This is a genomic window from Roseibium sp., assembly GCF_051016195.1.
Lineage (GTDB): Bacteria > Pseudomonadota > Alphaproteobacteria > Rhizobiales > Stappiaceae > Roseibium.
This window is the reverse complement of the sequence record NZ_CP134616.1, coordinates 604,028-620,821: the sequence shown is the minus strand read 5'-3', so window position 1 is coordinate 620,821 and position 16,794 is coordinate 604,028. Positions and strand designations below refer to the sequence as shown.

At 57.5% G+C, this 16,794-nt stretch carries 19 protein-coding genes and 1 tRNA gene; 10 read left to right on the top strand and 10 right to left on the bottom strand.

Annotated features, from left to right (window positions below; genetic code table 11):
* Positions 1-100: 100 nt before the first annotated feature.
* Both queG and RDA78_RS02805 read right to left on the bottom strand, forming a co-directional pair.
* On the bottom strand, positions 101-1,249 hold the full coding sequence (gene queG, locus RDA78_RS02810) for a tRNA epoxyqueuosine(34) reductase QueG (protein WP_434053854.1): 1,149 nt from the start codon (positions 1,247-1,249) through the stop codon (positions 101-103).
* Positions 1,250-1,292: 43 nt separating this feature from the next.
* Complete coding sequence (locus RDA78_RS02805; protein WP_434053853.1) at positions 1,293-1,985, bottom strand: glutathione S-transferase family protein; 693 nt, start codon at positions 1,983-1,985, stop codon at positions 1,293-1,295.
* 189 nt (positions 1,986-2,174) lie between these two features.
* Here RDA78_RS02805 and RDA78_RS02800 point away from each other — a divergent pair, with 189 nt between their 5' ends.
* The gene (locus tag RDA78_RS02800; RefSeq protein ID WP_434053852.1) at positions 2,175-2,981 is read left to right on the top strand and encodes an undecaprenyl-diphosphate phosphatase; all 807 of its coding nucleotides are present in this window, start codon (positions 2,175-2,177) and stop codon (positions 2,979-2,981) included.
* Here the strand turns inward: RDA78_RS02800 and RDA78_RS02795 are convergent, their stop codons facing one another.
* Positions 2,982-4,001, bottom strand: coding sequence for a helix-turn-helix transcriptional regulator (locus RDA78_RS02795; protein ID WP_434053851.1), 1,020 nt, complete (start codon positions 3,999-4,001; stop codon positions 2,982-2,984). It lies immediately after the preceding gene.
* 146 nt (positions 4,002-4,147) lie between these two features.
* On the opposite strand from RDA78_RS02795, the gene RDA78_RS02790 reads away from it, so the two are divergent.
* Positions 4,148-4,378 (top strand): DUF1127 domain-containing protein, encoded by a 231-nt coding sequence (locus RDA78_RS02790; RefSeq protein ID WP_434053850.1) that lies wholly within the window; start codon positions 4,148-4,150, stop codon positions 4,376-4,378.
* Positions 4,379-4,408: 30 nt separating this feature from the next.
* Here RDA78_RS02790 and RDA78_RS02785 read toward each other — a convergent pair whose 3' ends face one another.
* Both RDA78_RS02785 and RDA78_RS02780 read right to left on the bottom strand, forming a co-directional pair.
* Positions 4,409-5,662 carry an MFS transporter gene (locus RDA78_RS02785; protein WP_434053849.1) on the bottom strand — a complete coding sequence of 418 codons (1,254 nt, stop codon included), beginning with the start codon at positions 5,660-5,662 and terminating at the stop codon, positions 4,409-4,411.
* A 354-nt stretch (positions 5,663-6,016) separates the two neighbouring features.
* On the bottom strand, positions 6,017-6,991 hold the full coding sequence (locus RDA78_RS02780; RefSeq protein WP_434053848.1) for a complex I NDUFA9 subunit family protein: 975 nt from the start codon (positions 6,989-6,991) through the stop codon (positions 6,017-6,019).
* A 175-nt stretch (positions 6,992-7,166) separates the two neighbouring features.
* Between RDA78_RS02780 and RDA78_RS02775 the strand changes: the two genes are divergently transcribed.
* From RDA78_RS02775 to RDA78_RS02745, 7 genes are all read left to right on the top strand, one after another.
* Positions 7,167-7,253 (top strand) — tRNA-Leu (locus RDA78_RS02775).
* 196 nt (positions 7,254-7,449) lie between these two features.
* On the top strand, positions 7,450-8,634 hold the full coding sequence (locus tag RDA78_RS02770) for a tyrosine-type recombinase/integrase (RefSeq protein ID WP_434053847.1): 1,185 nt from the start codon (positions 7,450-7,452) through the stop codon (positions 8,632-8,634).
* Between the two features lie 90 nt (positions 8,635-8,724).
* Positions 8,725-9,129 carry a hypothetical protein gene (locus RDA78_RS02765; RefSeq protein WP_434053846.1) on the top strand — a complete coding sequence of 135 codons (405 nt, stop codon included), beginning with the start codon at positions 8,725-8,727 and terminating at the stop codon, positions 9,127-9,129.
* Between the two features lie 445 nt (positions 9,130-9,574).
* Positions 9,575-9,793, top strand: a complete 219-nt coding sequence (locus tag RDA78_RS02760; protein ID WP_434053845.1) for a helix-turn-helix transcriptional regulator — start codon at positions 9,575-9,577, stop codon at positions 9,791-9,793.
* Between the two features lies 1 nt (position 9,794).
* On the top strand, positions 9,795-10,283 hold the full coding sequence (locus tag RDA78_RS02755; RefSeq protein WP_434053844.1) for a helix-turn-helix domain-containing protein: 489 nt from the start codon (positions 9,795-9,797) through the stop codon (positions 10,281-10,283).
* A complete protein-coding gene (locus RDA78_RS02750) occupies positions 10,276-11,388 on the top strand; it encodes a tyrosine-type recombinase/integrase (RefSeq protein WP_434053843.1) in 1,113 nt (370 codons plus the stop codon). Before RDA78_RS02755 ends, RDA78_RS02750 begins: the two co-directional genes overlap by 8 nt.
* Positions 11,389-11,593: 205 nt before the next feature.
* The gene (locus RDA78_RS02745; protein WP_434053842.1) at positions 11,594-12,157 is read left to right on the top strand and encodes a hypothetical protein; all 564 of its coding nucleotides are present in this window, start codon (positions 11,594-11,596) and stop codon (positions 12,155-12,157) included.
* A gap of 103 nt (positions 12,158-12,260) precedes the next feature.
* Here the strand turns inward: RDA78_RS02745 and RDA78_RS02740 are convergent, their stop codons facing one another.
* Genes RDA78_RS02740 through RDA78_RS02720 form a run of 5 tightly spaced genes read right to left on the bottom strand, consistent with a single transcriptional unit; the run spans position 12,261 to position 16,103 of the window.
* On the bottom strand, positions 12,261-12,746 hold the full coding sequence (locus RDA78_RS02740; protein WP_434053841.1) for a methylated-DNA--[protein]-cysteine S-methyltransferase: 486 nt from the start codon (positions 12,744-12,746) through the stop codon (positions 12,261-12,263).
* Positions 12,746-13,975, bottom strand: coding sequence for an MFS transporter (locus RDA78_RS02735; RefSeq protein WP_434053840.1), 1,230 nt, complete (start codon positions 13,973-13,975; stop codon positions 12,746-12,748). Before RDA78_RS02735 ends, RDA78_RS02740 begins: the two co-directional genes overlap by 1 nt.
* Before the next feature lie 56 nt (positions 13,976-14,031).
* Entirely contained in the window at positions 14,032-14,925 is an 894-nt protein-coding gene (locus RDA78_RS02730; RefSeq protein WP_434053839.1) for an isocitrate lyase/PEP mutase family protein, read from the bottom strand.
* 11 nt (positions 14,926-14,936) lie between these two features.
* Entirely contained in the window at positions 14,937-15,548 is a 612-nt protein-coding gene (locus RDA78_RS02725; RefSeq protein WP_434053838.1) for a DUF3237 domain-containing protein, read from the bottom strand.
* Positions 15,549-15,569: 21 nt separating this feature from the next.
* Entirely contained in the window at positions 15,570-16,103 is a 534-nt protein-coding gene (locus tag RDA78_RS02720) for a VOC family protein (RefSeq protein WP_434053837.1), read from the bottom strand.
* Positions 16,104-16,208: 105 nt separating this feature from the next.
* Here RDA78_RS02720 and RDA78_RS02715 point away from each other — a divergent pair, with 105 nt between their 5' ends.
* Complete coding sequence (locus RDA78_RS02715) at positions 16,209-16,715, top strand: MarR family winged helix-turn-helix transcriptional regulator (protein WP_434053836.1); 507 nt, start codon at positions 16,209-16,211, stop codon at positions 16,713-16,715.
* The last annotated feature ends 79 nt before the right edge of the window (positions 16,716-16,794 follow it).

Genomic DNA, 16,794 nt, shown 5'->3' with positions numbered 1-16,794 from the left:
GGCGACGGTCGACTACGATATAGGGGGCTGTCATTGGCCATTCCATGACTATGACCCATTCTTTTGGTGACGTCGAATCATGCTGGGTAAAAGTGCGGATCTATGACTGCCACTCGTCGCGGACCTGTTTGTCTGTTTCAAGGGTCAGCGCAACATCCTTCTTGGCCGTCCATTCGTCATCAAGCGCAAGCTGCCGGTAGGCCCAGACCGCCGCTCCCCGGACGGTCGGATCCGGATCGTCAAGAAGCGCTTCGACCTTGGCTTGCAGATGTGCCAGTCCGGAATTGCCCGCGGCAATCAGGACATTGCGCAAAAACCGGTTACGGCCGATCCGCTTGATCGGAGATCCGGAAAAGAGTTTGCGGAAGGAAACATCGTCCAGATCGAGCAGCGAGGCGAGTTCCGGATTGGTCAGGTCGTCGCGAGCGATGAGCTTGGCCTCGCTCGCAGCCTGGGCGAACTTGTTCCACGGACAGGCCGCCAGGCAATCGTCGCATCCATAGATCCGGTTTCCCATCGCCTTGCGGAACTCATGCGGGATGGGACCGTGATGCTCGATGGTGAGATACGAGATACAGCGCCGCGCGTCGAGCTGATAGGGGGCCGGAAAGGCATGCGTTGGACAACTGTCGAGGCAGGCCCGGCAAGTGCCGCAATGGTCATGTTCGGGATCGGTTTGCGGAAGCTGCAGCGTCGTGAAGATCGACCCGAGAAAAAACCACGAACCCAACTCGCGGGAAACCAGGTTGGTGTGTTTGCCCTGCCAGCCGAGACCGGCGGCCTGGGCGAGCGGCTTTTCCATCACGGGCGCCGTGTCGACGAAAACCTTGACGTCTCCCCCGGCCCTCGAGACGAGGAATGACGCCAGTTCCTTCAAGCGTCCCTTGATCACGTCGTGATAGTCGCGGTGCCGCGCATAGACGGAGATCCCCGCCGTCCCCGGATCATCCAGATGCGCCAGCGGATGGTTTTCCGGTGCATCGTCCGGACCATAATTCATGGCCAGCATGAGAACCGATCGCGCCTCCGGCCACAGGGCTCGGGGTGATCCGCGCCGATCTTCCGTCTCCTTCATCCAGCCCATCGTGCCGTGATACCCGTTCTCCAGGAATGCGCGCAGTTGTTTGCCCGCATCGGGTATGCTGTCTGCGGCAGTCACCCTCAATCCTGCGAAGCCGAGCGAAACGGCTTTTTCTTCGAGTGCGCTGAGCAGTTTGCGGGTCTTGGTGTCCAATGGTGTCGGCAGCATGGGTTGGGACCGGTTTGAAGACAGGAGACGCCTGGTCCTGACCCTAGAAATCAAGGTCTGCGTAGGACGCGGTCGGCGGCATGCCCAGAACCTTTTCGCCAAGGAGCGGGCGCATGCACGGACGCGACTTCACTCGGGCATACCAGCTCTTGACGTCCGTTTCGTTGTTCCAGTGAACCTCGCCAAGGTAGTCGGCACAGGAAAGACCCGCCGCGAGTGCGAAATCGGCGAAGGACAGGCGATCCCCTGCCAGCCAGCGGCGGGAAGCAACAAGATAGCCGAAATACTTCAGATGATGATGGATGTTGGCCCGGGCGACGCGCAGAGCCGCCGAATCCGGTTCACCGCCACCCGCGGACTTGGGCATGATCTGCTTGTAGATGCGCTCCCGCACCAGGTGGCCCACCACTTCCTGATCGAATTTCACCAGGCTCCATTCGACGAGACGCCGTGTTTCGGCACGCGCTTCGGGATGGTCGGGCATGAGCCGCCGGTCGGTGAGCGCATAGCCGCGCGTCTCGTCGAGATACTCCATGATCGGACCCGGTCCGCAGATGGCCGGGCCATCGTTTTCCACCAGCACCGGAACGGTTCCGGCGGCGTTGAGCACCAGAAGCTCCTGTGGCCGGTCCCAGGGTTCGACGTGACGCTCTTCAAAGGCGGCGCCATATTCGCTGAGGACAAGGCGAACGAATCTGGACGACGGCGAGAAAGGGTGATGGTAAAGCGTGAGCATGAAAGGGTTTAGAGCCCGAACTGTGGCAAGACTAAGAATTCTTGAACCAGTTTGCCTCACATATGGTTATCAAGGGTTTGACGTGGGGAAATTGGTCCTGCAAACAGGCAGCCGCCGCGCAAACGACGAGCCGCGAATTATTGCCGGTGCGGCTCGATACGCATCACGCCTGCTGGAGAAAACGATCCAATGGACGGCCAAACAATTGTAAGTGCACTTATTTTGGGAATTGTCGAAGGACTGACGGAGTTCATTCCCGTATCGTCGACAGGACACCTGCTACTGCTTGGCCATTTTCTCGGATTTGAAAGCACCGGAAAAACATTCGAGGTACTGATTCAGCTGGGCGCGATCCTGGCGATTCTGTCCGTCTACTTTGCCAGATTGTGGAATTTGGCCATGTCCCTGCCGAGCGACCCGGCCAGCCGCCGTTTTGTCTTCGGTATTCTGATCGCGTTTCTCCCCGCCGCCGTCATCGGGGTCATGCTGCACGGTTTCATCAAGGAAGTGCTGTTCGAGACACCGGCTCTCATCTGCACCACGTTGCTGGTGGGTGGTGTCATCCTGCTCTGGATCGACCGGTTGCCGCTCAAGCCGCGCTACACCAACGTGATGGATTATCCGTTGTCGCTGTGCCTGAAAATCGGCTTTTGCCAGTGTCTTGCGATGGTTCCCGGCGTTTCCCGCTCCGGTGCGACGATCGCGGGCGCGCTGCTGATGGGGACCGACAAGCGCTCCGCCGCCGAGTTTTCGTTTTTTCTCGCCATGCCGACAATGGCCGGGGCCTTTGCCTACGACCTCTACAAGAACCGCAACATCCTCTCTGCAGATGATGCCACGCTCATCGTCATCGGCTTCGTGGCCTCGTTCATCTCCGGCGTCTTTGTTGTGAAGGGCCTCCTGGATTTCGTCTCCCGGCACGGCTTCGCACCGTTTGCCTGGTGGCGTATTTTCGTCGGCCTGGCCGGGTTCGCCGGTCTCTATTTCCTGGGCTGATTATCCAGCGGACGCCTCATTGCCGTAAAGCGTGGTCAGTGCGGCAAGTTCGGCGGCGAATTCTGCACGCAGGCCGTCCGGGGACAGCAGTTCGGCGCCCGGCCCAAGCCATCTGACAAGCGGCAGAATGCGCGCCCGGTCAGTGCTGGGAATGCTCAGCAGGATCTTGCCGTCGCCTGCGGGTGTGAAAACCGCATGGCGGTAGTACCAGTCCGCGCTCAGTTTCTTGGCCTGCTGCGCGGTGATCAGGATCTTGGCGATTTCCTCTTCCTGCTCCCACCTGCGCATGGCCTGCGACAGCCAGGCGCCGCCCAGCAGTGTCTTGATGGAAAATGACTTGTCCGCCCGGAAGAACATGCCGCTGATCTCGAGATCGCGCACGCGGTCGGCCCGGTAGACCTTGACGGTCTGCGTATCCACACAACGCCCCGCCAGGTACCAGAGATCCCGGTCGAACATGACGCCATAGGGTTCGACATCATGTGCCTTCGCCGTGTTGCGCGACGGGTTGACATGGTCGAACCTGACGCGCTTGCCGTCCAGGATCCCGGCCATGAAACCGTCCAGTGCCCGTTGCCAGTCTTCCGTGGGCTCGGCCTTGGTGCCGGCATGAAAGATATCGGGTGGAATCGGTTCGATGCCGACGATCTTGTCGGCCTCCTTCAGCAGTCCATGCACTGTTTTCGGAAGGGTAGCGAGCAGCTTCTTTTCTGCAGATGCCAGGTCGTTCGCCAGCGGCACGGTGCGGCTGCTGCGCACCAGTGCCATGGCGGCTAGGAGCGCGGCCGTTTCGTCCCGGGACAGCGCAACGGGGGGCTGCAGATACCCGCTTGCGAGCCGGTATCCGCCCTCGGCACCGCGTTCCGCGTCAACCGGAACGCCAAGCGCGATCAGCCTGTCGATATCCCGGTAGATGGTCCTGTGGGACACCTGGAAGCGTTCGGCAAGCACAGTTGCCGGAACAAGCTTGCCTCCTGTCAGCAGCAAAAGAATGCCGAGCGCGCGTTCAATCGGGTTCATGAAAAGGACCTTGGGCGGTTGTTTCAAAAAAAATCATATCCCGGGAACAGAACGAGATCAAACCTGACTCACAGCTGTCAGGATTGACCTGCCATCTTGTTCCTGTCGCCGCAAAACGGCGGTCATGATCCCCGAGGAGTTGAGAGATGAGCTATGAAATTGAAAGCGTTTTCCGCAGCCGTGCGCATAGCCGCAGCATTGTGTTCACCGTTCTTCGTGTATGTGCCGACAAGTTCCGCCGGTATTCTCGCCGCCGCACAACTGCCCGTGCCCTTTCTCATCTGAACGCGGAGGAGTTGAAGGACATTGGCCTCATGCGCACGGAACTCGGATACCGCCAACTGCACCAGGATCGCTACGGCGCCGACTTCTGGTAAGGAACCGAACCGGCGGCTGGCTCGAAACAGTCAGTCGCCGGTCTTTCGCAAGAGCGCCTTTACCTCCGGCTTGTTCCACAACAGGAACATCACCACCAGCGCCGTCAGGGCGCAAACGATCACGATGTAAAACGGCAGATCGAGGTTGATCCCGATCAGCTCTCCCCCGATCAGCGACATGGCGCCCGCGTTGAAGGTGAAGACCGCAATCGTCATCCCCATCACCCATCCCTGTTCTTCGGGTCCGACGGACGCTGAGAAGATCGACAGCAACGTCGGATAGGCAATGCCGAAAATGAAGAAGAAGCAGAACACCGGCACATAGGTCAGCGGACCGTCCGGTGACAGGATGAACGCGCCCGTCGCCAGGATCCAGACAATGAAATTGACCGCGAGAATCCGCTCCTTCGTGAACTTCTTTTGCACGGGAACGACAAAAAACGTGCTCGAAATCGCAATGGCCGCGCCGATGGTCATCATGGCAACACTGCTGCCGAGAACGCCGTAGCCGAACCGGCTGGTGAGGTAGTTGTCGACGAAGACGTAGAACGTCACGTTTGCCAGATGAAAGAAGAACAGCACGATCGTCAGCCGGATGACGAGCGGAAAATCCTTGATCCGCCAGAGCGTTTCGAAGATTTCTGCCGGCCGCAGCGCGAAGTCTTCCCGCTCGCCGGGATCTTCCTTGTAGAAGAAGACAACCAGTACAACGGCAATCGCAACAAGGACGAGACTGGCATAGAAAGGCAGCTTGATGCTGGCCACGCTTCCGATCAGGGCCGGGTCGGACAGGAAGCCACCGAGCAGCGGGCCGCCGACAAGGCCGAAACTGATGCCGAGCATGATGTAGCCCATGTTTCTCGACAGGTCTTCGTCATCGGTGCTGCCATCCACCATCGCCGCCTGGGCAATCGGCTGGTTGCCGGCGGTCAGCCCGGTGATCGCGCGCCCCAGGATGAGCAGAAGGAAACTGTTGGCGTAAAGCGCGACAATTGTCAGCGCATAGCCGGCAAACGCGCCGAAAAGGCAGATCAGGATGGCGTTCTTGCGCCCGATCTGGTCCGACAGTTTCGAGATATAGGGTGCGCCGAAGAACCAGCAGATGAAGAAGATGCCGATAATCAGTCCGTAGTCGAAATGACGGGCTGCGGTCGACGTGTCCTTGGCCAGGATCGACGTGCTCGGCTCCATGATCAGTCCGTTGATGATCGGGAACACGAGTCCCTGACCCAGAAGATCAACGAACACGACAAAAACCATGGTTATCTTGGCAATGGGTGACATGGCCCCCTCCTGTCAGGAGAAAGCCTAAAGCTATTTTCAACAGATTAGAAGCTTTCCGCGCGAGCGGGTCTGATCGTGCCTGTCGGCCAGGTGGGTTTGCGCTCGGCTCTTCCGCTGTAAGCGGCTTGCGGGTTTCATTCAAAGAAGACCAGATTTGAAACCATGCTGTCCTTGACAGATGACGGCACAATTCCGTCTCTCGCCGGGAAGGGATGCGCAGTTCAATCCCGGATTTGTCATTCCGGTTTGCCGGGTCAGCGGCAAGGCAGCAGTGGATCAAGCCCCGTCTTGCGGAGCATCCTGAGAGAAAGGATTACGCCGCAGTTCGTACCTGGCTCCGGGCCGCGTCGCAACTCAAACGGGTTTGTGCGCGTCATATTGCCCGTGCTGGCGGAACCGTTCCAGGTATGTCGGCAGGATGCTTGCGAGCGTGGCGGGCTCAATGCCGATGCCCTGCAGGGTACGCTCATCCTTGATCGCGGCGTCCGAAACCACATTGTCCGTTTTCAGGAGTTCCACCTGATCCGCGGTGAGTGGAGCGCCGGGAAGCAGCTGCATGACCTTGCCCATTGCCGAGGCGACCGGGAAGGGGATCGGCAGCAGGAAGCGCGACCGGCGGGTGATCTCCAGCATCTCTTCCAGGCAGTCGCGGAAGCTCTTGTGCTCCGGTCCGCCGAGTTCGTAAGTCGCGCCCGGCGTTAGCTCGCCGTCGACGGAGCGCGCGACGGCTTCGGCAACATCGCAGACATAGACCGGCTGAAACTTTGTTTCACCGCCACCGATCAGCGGCAGGGCCGGTGCGAATCGTGCCATCTGCGCAAACTGGTTGAAGAAATCGTCTTCCGGCCCGAACACGATCGACGGACGCAGGATGACGCTGTCGGGCAGCGTTTCCAGGACACCGGCCTCTCCGGCCGCCTTGGTGCGCGCATATTGGGAGGTGCTGTCGGCATCGGCACCGATCGCGGAAATGTGTGTGATCGCGGAAAGTCCGGCGCCGCGCGCGGCTTCGGCGATCGCGCGCGGACCGAAGGCCTGTACGGCATCGAATGTCTGGTTGCCGGTCGGGGCAAGGATGCCGACGGCGTTGATGACGGCGTCCGAGCCGATCACCGCGCGGTCGATCGACCAGCGGTAACGCAGGTTTGCCTGCACCGCCATGATCTGTCCGGGCGCACCGAGCGGCTGCAGGTGGGTTGCCAGGTCCGGTCGCCGGACGGCGGCCCGGATTCGGTAGCCGCGCCGCGCGAGCGACTGCACGATATGCCGTCCGAGGAAGCCTGACCCGCCGAAGATTGTGACGAGTTTGCCGTTGAGAGGTGTGGACATCTGGAAATGCCTTTTTTCGCGTCCGAACTGGAGGGCCGAAGCGTCAGCACCGCGCCCGTCAGCTTGTTACTTAGAGCTTTGTGAGCCGGGTGTGAAGGCCTGCCTGCGTTTGATCGAAAAAAGTCGCACCTTGCGATTGACAAGGGCCAGCCCGCCGCTTACAAGCCCCGGCACAGCCCAGGTGGCGGAACTGGTAGACGCGCTAGCTTCAGGTGCTAGTGCCCTTACGGGCGTGGAGGTTCGAGTCCTCTCCTGGGCACCAAATTCCGATTTCAGACAGTCCGATACGGTCTGACATGTTCCAAAAAAGCTCCGGTTTCCGGGGTTTTTTTGTTTGTGCTGTCCCTTGTTGTCCGGTGGGGTGTGTTGGTATCCAGCGCATTTGTTGGTATGATTCCGCAACCAAGACCAACGAGCAGCTTTTCGCGTTGGTCTTTCATGGAATCGGGAGACCAACAATGCCGCTGACCGATGCCCAAATTCGACGCCTGAAAAAGCCCGACAAAGAGAAAAAGGTGAGCGATGGCGCGGGCTTGCACCTCCTCCTGAAGCCAGCCGGTTCGCGCTTGTGGCGGTTGGCATACAGGTTTGGCGGAAAGCAGAAAACGTTGGCGCTAGGAAAATATCCTTACGTTAGTCTCGCTGAAGCGCGGCAAAAACGAGATGCTGCCAAGACGCTTTTAGCTACTGGCGTCGATCCGTCTCAGCAGGCAAAGGCGGAGAAGGCGTTGGCAGCGCTTACCAGCGGCAACATATTCGACGTTATCGCAGATGAGATGATGGCCAAGGCAACGCGAGAAGGCCTTGCCGAAACCACTTTGAAAAAGAAGCGCTGGCTGCTCGATCTTGCGCGGTCGGATCTGGGGCTAAGGCCTATAAAGGACATCTCTGCTCCTGAAATCCTGTCGACGTTGCGTAAAGTGGAATCTCAAGGCAATTACGAAACGGCGCGTCGCCTGCGGGCGACAATTGGCCAGGTATTTCGATATGCCATTGCAACGGCCCGCGCTGACAATGATCCGACATTCGGTCTCAGGGGAGCATTGACGACGCCGCAGGTAGTCCATCGTGCGGCGATAACCGACTGGCATCGCTTTGGCGGGCTGGTTCGCTGCATTTGGGAATATGTAGGCTCCTATGAAACCCGTTCCGCATTGAAGTTGATGACTTTGCTTTATCCGAGACCAGGTGAATTGCGGCAAGCCGAATGGGATGAATTTGATTTTGCTAAAGGTGTTTGGACTATCCCAGCGCAACGCACGAAGATGCGGAGGGAGCACAGGAAGCCTTTGCCGGAAAGCGCATTAGAAATATTGAGGGATCTGCACAAGCTGACGGGAACGGGCAATTTTGCTTTTCCATCTATTTCCTCACCAAGACGACCTATAAGTGAAAACACCTTGAACGCCGCTTTACGGCGCATGGGTTTCACCAAGGAGGAAATGACCTCCCATGGCTTCCGGGCAACGGCGTCGACATTGCTCAACGAGAGCGGCAAATGGAACCCGGACGCGATCGAAGCAGAGCTTGGTCATGTCGGGGCTGACGAAGTGCGACGGGCCTATCATCGGGCTGCCTATTGGGACGAACGCGAAAAAATGGCGGGGTGGTGGTCTGTTGAAATCGAACAACTGCTCAAGTGAGTTTTCCAGCAGATTCTGTAACTGAGGTGAAGTTTGCGGAAAAGACGACCTGTTTCAAAGGCAGATTTGACTTCTGATCATGAGAAGCTTTTGAACGAAGCCCACTTCCGATTGGCGGAAGATACGCGCGATTTTCCGAAAGATCTTGTTCCGGAATACGGATCGAAATGGTGGCTGCCTATTGATGAGGTAATCAAGAAAATCGCTTCTCGTAATATACCACCGAAATTACGCTCCAAAACAGAGAACAGTCGATACGCATTGTTGATCTGGCGAGTTTTCGGACCGTATGGCTTGGCCAGAAACCACATTGAAATGGCTTTCTCAGCTGTGGCCACTCTTACGCCAGAACGTAGAGAGATGGAGATTGAGGAAGCGCAACGGTTTCTGGAAAATTGCGATGAACTACGCCGCACCCTTGCAGAGTTTTCAAGCATCGAAATTCAATCGTTTGTTTATTTCTATTCCATAATGCGAAATTTATCAAAAGAATAGTTTGGTTTTCGTATGAGGTTTACTTATGAATTTTTCGATTGTCTTGGAAATTTAGATTCTTATCTGGAGCATTTTGAAAGGTGGGCGGGAGAACGCTATGATGAACTATCTCCTCCACAAGGCGGCAAACCGAAATCGGAGTGGCGGCACGAGTTTGTGTTTCGTATGTCTCACCTCTGGTTTCTTCTAACAGGCGACGATGCCCCATCTGGGCCAAATACAATTTTCATGGAATTTCTTGAAGCGGCATGGGCATGCGGCGGAGATGATATGCCTGATGTTGCCTGGGAGGCTACTGTGCGGGCAGTAAATTCCCGAAGGCAAGATAAGGATGATGTAACTTCGGGCGCAAACGACTAGGTTTCGACATCCCGAATCGGGCATGCAACAAATATTTATTCCGTTACCAGCCGGGGTTGTCCGGTAAAGACCAGGTAACGCGATCATGAACGAATCATTTGCACCTTCCGACGGCATTCCATCCACTGGATTTGTCCGACTGAAATCTATTATTGCGCCTAGCGGTCCTATTCCCGTCAGCAAGTCTACATGGTGGGCAGGTGTGAAAGATGGGCGCTTTCCCAAGCCGTTGAAGCTTGGCGAACGCATTACGGTTTGGCGGGTGGAGGACATCCGCGCTCTTCTGGAAAAAGGCGCAGTTTGAGATGGCCGGCAAACGTCCCAATGGGCGCCGGATCAAGAGCCATCGAAGCTACGACGTTGCCGAAGCGGCTCGCGCGCTGGGCGTTGCCAAAGGCACGGTCAGGCGCTGGCTGAAGAAAGGGCTACCTAGTCTCAATGAACGGCGCCCGATTTTGATCCTTGGACAAGACTTAAAGGCCTTTCTCGATGGAAGGCGTAAGCCAAAACAGACATGCCGCATTGATGAGTGTCTCTGCATGTCTTGCAACGCTCCTCGGAAGCCCGCACTCGATGAGGTGGAATTTCATCCCACAACAGCTGGGCGTGGCAACATGCGTGCGCTCTGCAACGTCTGCTCCACTGTGATGCACAAGTTGGTGTCCGCCGAAGGATTGAAGGCTCTGAAGGCCATTTTGACCGTGACGATTGTGCAGGCGGAGACACGCCTAAATGATGGCAATCCTCTCCGCTCAAATGATCACTTCACTAAGGAGCCTGCAACCCATGCGTAAGCATCACTCCAAGAACGAACGTATCAAGCGCCACTATCTCGCCTATCTGGTAGAAGCGAAACGCATGTCGGAAAAGACGACGGACCAGGTTGCGGCAGCGATTGCAACGTTCGAAGCTTCTTCTGGCTACAAGGACTTTGCGCTCTTCAGGATCGAGCAGGCGCGCAAGTTCAAGCGAGACATGGCCGATCATGTCAATCCGGAAACCGGAAAGCCGCTTGCAAAGGCAACCATGAGGTCGCGCCTCAATCATGTGAAGGCATTTTTCCAATGGCTGTCGAGAGAGCCAGGTTATAAGTCCAAGATCCGGTATTCGGATGCCGACTACTTCAATCTGTCGGCCAACGACACGCGCGTAGCCACTGCAAAGCGTGAACAACCCGCGCCCAACGCTGAACAGATCCGACATGTTCTGAAATCCATGAACGCGCAAACCGACATCCGAAAACGCGATCGCGCGCTGATCGCGTTTGCTTTTCTAACCGGCATCCGTGACGACGCGCTTGCTTCACTAGCAATCAAGCATGTCGATCTGGCAAGACGGCAAGTTTTCCAGGATGCCCGTGACGTTCGCACGAAGAACCGCAAGACCATTCTGTCCGTGTTTTTTCCGGTCGGGGAAGACGTGGAGACGATCGTGCATGACTGGATCAGGTTTCTGCAGACGGAACGTTTCTATGGACCGGATGATCCTTTGTTCCCGTCAACCGAGGTGGGATTGACCGACGCTGACGTTTTCGGAGCGCTGGGCTTGTCCCGTACCTTCTGGAAGAATGCCGGGCCGATTCGGAAAGTCTTTCGGCGCGCCTTCGAAGGCGCCGATCTACCCTATTTCAATCCGCACAGCTTCCGCAAAACCCTGGCCCAGATCGGCGAACGCGTCTGCCGAACCCCGGAAGAGTTCAAGGCCTGGAGCCAGAACCTTGGTCATGAGAATGTCCTCACGACGTTCACGAGCTATGGCGAAGTGCGTAGCGACAGGCAGGCGGAAATCCTAAGCAACTTTTGTTCAATGTCTGGCCAGCAAAAGGTTAGCGACGAAGCTCCAGATCCGGCCACGGTTGATAGAGTACTTCAGCATTTGTCTAAACAACACGGAAGATGAGGCTTGGTTCAAGGTGGAATTTGAGTGTCCTAAAGGGGCGGGAAGTGTGAATTCGCCGCGCCGGAAACCAATGTCCGCACTGCGGACAAACCGGCCGTTCGATTTCGCAACACAAACATCCGCTTGTGCGCTGTCGAAGGGCGAAACTTCCTACCCTTGACGTTATGTGCGCGCCGCACATAATAGCCCTCAAAATGAGGGCTCCATGATGAAATACAAAACCAAAGCACTCGACGCGAGTACCTGGGACGACTTTTCCCGCCTCGTCGAAGAAAACAACGGCGTGTGGGGTGGCTGCTGGTGCATGTGGTACCATGGCAAAGAGAATGCCGAAGCCTCGGTTGAAGAAAGACGCGCTTTAAAAGAAACCCGCGTCAGAGCTGGCGAGGCGCACGCTGCCCTCGTCTATCACAACGACACATGTGTCGGATGGTGTCAGTTCGGATCACCCGAGGAACTGCCTCGCATCCACAACGCACGGGCCTACCAAAAAGAGAACCCCGCGTTGCCTGACTGGCGCATCACCTGCTTCTTCTCGGGCAAAGGACATCGCGGCGGTGGCGTCGCCTCCGCCGCCCTCGCAGGCGCTGTTGCACAGATCAAAGCGCTCGGTGGTGGACGCGTTGAGGGCTATCCTGAGAGCATTGAAGGGCGCAAGGCAACGCCTGCGTTTCTCTTCAACGGCGCGCTGCACATGTTCGAAAGGTTGGGGTTCGAGCGGTCTCGCAAGATCGGCAAGCACAAATGGGTTGTCACGCTCGAACTGTAGAAATCGGATGCGTTTACCTCTTCACCGAGAGCGGTAAGTCTCCAAACAAACCCGGTTCGCCACCAATCTGTGCCCCTTCGATTTCGAGCATCTTGAGCTTCAGTTACACGCCGCCCGGCGCCGAAAAACCGGTCAACTTCCCGCCAGCACCTAACACGCGGTGGCAAGGAACAATGATCGGAAGTGGATTGTGGCCCAAAGCTTGTCCGACTTCCCTCGCCCGCTGCTTCTCGCCGATCTCGTCCGCGATCTCGCCATAGGTCGACGTTTCGCCCGGAGCCAGGTTTTGTGTGATCGCGTAGACCTTGGCTGCGAAGGGATCGACGCCTTCAAAACTACACGTGATGAATGAATGGTCTGTCCGATCCCCTTCGAGAAGTCCGGTCATGGCCGTGATCGCCCGTTGAACTGGCTCCGGCGGTATGCCTTCTTCTGCATTTCGCCGTTCTGCGAAGAAACGCGCGGTTGTCGCTGGACGGGCATCTGGCAGGCGCGTTGCGACCACCAGGTCGCCGCGCCACGCCACACCGCATGTGCCAATGGATGCTGCAAAGAGTGCAAACTGTGTGGTCGGTGATGTGTTGGTCATCAAGTCCCTTCCTTGGGCGGCTGCGGCAGTCGCCAGAAAGCGAATGTTGCCAGAGCGATAACGGCACCGACATGCAAAAGCGCTGCGCGTGACGGTTCGATGCCCAAGTCCGAGGCGAGTGTTCCTGCCACCCCGCTGAGCCATTGCATCGCCGCGACACCCCCAAACATCGCCATCGTGAAGACACTGAGAGCTCGGCCCGTCATTTCTGTGGGGTAAGACGAGCGCACGTCCGCGTATTGCATTGTCACATAGCCGCCGGACAGGCCTGTGAAGACCGCAAGCGCCACGTCAATCTGCACACCCCAGCCTATCGCAAGAAGTGCGAACTGGACGGCGTAGGCTGCGCTAAACCACATGATGATGCGTCGGCGGCGGGGCGGACCTGGATCGATCCGCCCGAACAGGTAGGGCCCAAGGATGGCGGCAAATGAGATCGCCAAAACGAGGTTTCCAATGTCGATGTGCGATAGTGCGTATCGATCTGTCAGGAGTGGGCTAATCCAAAGTCCACGCAAGGCCATGAACGCCGCATAAGTGGTCGCACCTAGACAGCAGATGCCAAGTGTGTGGGGTTGTGCAATCACGGCACCAAGACCGCGAAGCTCAGCGCCTATCGTCTGATCCTGCCCCAGCGTTCGGGTTGGGTCCTGTTCCAGAAACCAGAACACGGCCAGCCAACTCAAGGCCGCCAAACCCATGAGAACGCCAAATCCGACGCGCCAGGACCAGATCTCAATAATCCAAGCGAGCGGAGTGGCCGTCAGCAGCATGCCCACGCCTCCCGTCGCAAGGATGACGCCTAAGAGCGCCGCGAACCTCTCAGGGGGGTAGCGCCTTGAGATGAGGACCATCGCTGCGAGAAGTGCGGGAGCACAGCCGATCCCAAGCAGGCATTGTCCAAGGATCAGCATGTCCACGCGATGCGCCATCGCAGAGATCACGCCCCCTAGAAGCGCGATCACAAAGGCAACAAGCACGGTGCTTTTGGGCCCATATCGGTCAAGCGCTACACCCACAGCAGGTTGGGCGAACGCAAAGGCCAGATGAAACGACCCCGCAACAGCCCCGAGAGCCTGTGCCGACGCATTGAATTCAACTGTGATTGGCTCTGCGGAAACGCCAACGACCGTACGAAAGGCGTGGCTGAGGATAAAGACGAAAACCAGCGCCGCCAGCATCAACGGCACGCTCTTTTCAGCGAGCGGCGAAACACTACCAGGTTGCATTCCGCGCGCTCCAAGAAACCGTCCGGGAGATCAGTTTGGCGACGGATTTCACCGTCTCACCGCATCAGCTCATTCAGAGCCGGATACGGCATGCCACTCTCCGTCCAACCAAATGTTCCCGCTTCGTGAAGCTCCTGCGCCGCGGCTTGCAGACAGCCCGCAACAGCGCTGTAAAACTGCGATCCAACGCTGATGCGGCGAACCCCTCGTTGTGCAAAATCAGAAACGGTTCCTTCGTTCCCAATGCTTGCCAAGACGTTGATCGGTGTTTTGACGTGATCGATTACCTTGTCCACATCCGCGAGGGACATGAGCGCCGGGGCGAACAGGAGATCGGCTCCGGCCTCCTCATAGAGCGCCAATCGGGCGAGTGTCTCGTCGATATCGCAGGCTCCGGCAAAGAGGCCATCTGCGCGAGCGCAAAGAACAAAGGGTCGATCCAGCCCGCGCGCGGCTTCGACGGCTGCGATGATCCGCTCCTTGGCAAGCTCCCGGTCGAAAAGGGGAGCCGAAGGATCGCCAGTCGTGTCTTCAATTGATCCACCAGCCAGCCCGACCCCACCGGCGAGGCGAATGGTTTCCGCTACCGCCTCAGGTGCAGCTCCGAACCCGTTTAACAGATCGCCTGAAACGGGGATGTCGACGGCTTCAACAATTGCACGTGCATTCTCCAAAACAAGGTCTCGAGATGTTTCGCCGTCTGTTTGACCAATCGACCATGCGAAGCCCGCGCTAGTCGTGCCCAAACCAGAAAACCCGACCGCCTCCAGCGCACGTGCAGACCCTGCGTCCCATGCGTTGGCCATGACAAAGCAACCGATGGCATGCAGGTCCTCGAAGCGCCGCGCCTTATCCTCAATTGTCGCTGCCATTTCTTGTCCCGCTTGTTCAGTGTTTACGTTCGACGGGCGAGTGGTTCTCGCACGGCTTGTGATGACTTGCGTCGCCAAGATTCGGATCTTCAGAGCACGGCGTAAAACCGATGGATCGGTCCACCGTCGCCGGTGCGCGATTTGGTGACGGCCACAATGTTGTTGAGCCACGCATAACGCGGATCGCCCGTTTCAAACTGCGGTGCGGCGCGAAAATAGTAGCGCCAAGCGTCGTCCGGATCGTCCGCCTTCGTGACATCAGCGGCATATTCGGCATCTTCAGGGCCTGACCAGAACCGCCCATGCCAATGGACATAGATCAGCGCGTTGTCGTGCGTTTCCCAGGTGAAGCGTACGTCAAGATCGCCGACGCCGTCTGCGCGGATGTTCACCCAGTCTGCGCCTGCGTCTTCTGTCACATGTCCTCTCAGATGCGGGCCATCAAAGGTGCCGCCCGTCACGTTGAAGATCAACCGCTGTCCGCCTGGTCCTGCGCCCGTGGTCGTCGGCGGCAATTGAAGCTGAACCCGCGCTTCTGTCAGAAACACCAGTTCAGGCGGGGCTTCCGCATCCCACCCTTCGGGGCTGAGCATTACGCCACCACCGTTCGGGTCGACACCATGGGCCTGGCTTTCTCCAGCTAGTGCTGCGGCACCCAGTGCGCCAGCACCTACAAGCAAGCTTCTTCGTGTGTGATCCATCGGAAACCGTCCCTGTTTCTGTCAGTTGTTTGTGGCTTGATAAAGTTCGATCAACTCGCCGCTTGGCCCTTGAAGGAACGCCATCCGCATCGGTTCCGGTCGCGCGCCGGACATAATCACATCAAGCGGCGTTCCGTCCCATTCTTCATTCGGAATTGGTATGTCGAACCGGGCACCGCCGGAGGCGAGGGCTTGCGCGTAAGAGGCATCCACATCGACGACTGCGAGCGCCAGATGGTTTATTGGAAACCCCGGCGGAGACATCTCCCCGTCACCGGCAGGGTGTAGTTCGATATATCGGCCTTCACCTGCTTCAAGGAAGATACTCGCGACTGTAAACGGAAAGCGGTGCGTTCCTCTCAACCCAATGATGTCTACGAACTCTTCGCGCAGGGTAAGACCAAGACCTTCCGTATAAAAGAGCGTTGATACTTTCATGTCAGAGACGAAGAGGCTGACGTGATGGAGAACGGGACTCTGCATCGGGCAAAAAATTTTTTGGTCTGATTGTACAGCATTGGCTGGATCTACGGATTTGTTCGGCCTTGCCGCCATCCCACGCGCCTCTCATCTTGCTCCGCATTCGCATCTTCAAAATTATGTGCGCTCCGCACATATTGTCAAGTTGAAAATCGTGCACAGCGCACATATTGTACCGTCATGACAGACAGAACAGCCAATCTTCTCGGGGTCCTTGGTCTTGCCGTGGCCGACCGTATAGAGGACATCGCGCGCGATATTCTGGGCCGCGTCGGCGAAACACCGGCCGCTCTTGTGGTCCTCGGACACGGGACCGGATTGTCGAATGACGGGCTGCGTCGCATTTTGCGTTTGTCGCACCCAGGCACGGTTCGGCTTGTTGACAGGCTGGTTGCAGATGGTCTCGTTGAACGTGGCGAAGGAAAGGATAGACGCGCGGTTGCGTTGAGGCTTACCGAGCAGGGCCAAAGCATTCGCGACAAGCTGCTGCAAGGCCGTCTCTCAGCCTTGGACGCATTGCTGGTCCCTCTCTCTGAACAAGAGCGAGAATTGTTCAACGGTCTTTTGGGCAAAATCCTGATCTCTATGGATACGACAGTCTCTGACCGGCGCACGCTTTGCCGCCTTTGCGATGTTCAGGTTTGCTCGGACTGTCCAATACCGGCGAGTGAAGGAAGAGCGGCGTGATGCAGCGAAGCTAGAAACGAGATTGCCCGCAGTCTGACATGCGAAAGCCGCCATTCATCAATGGCGCAGCATTTGAGAC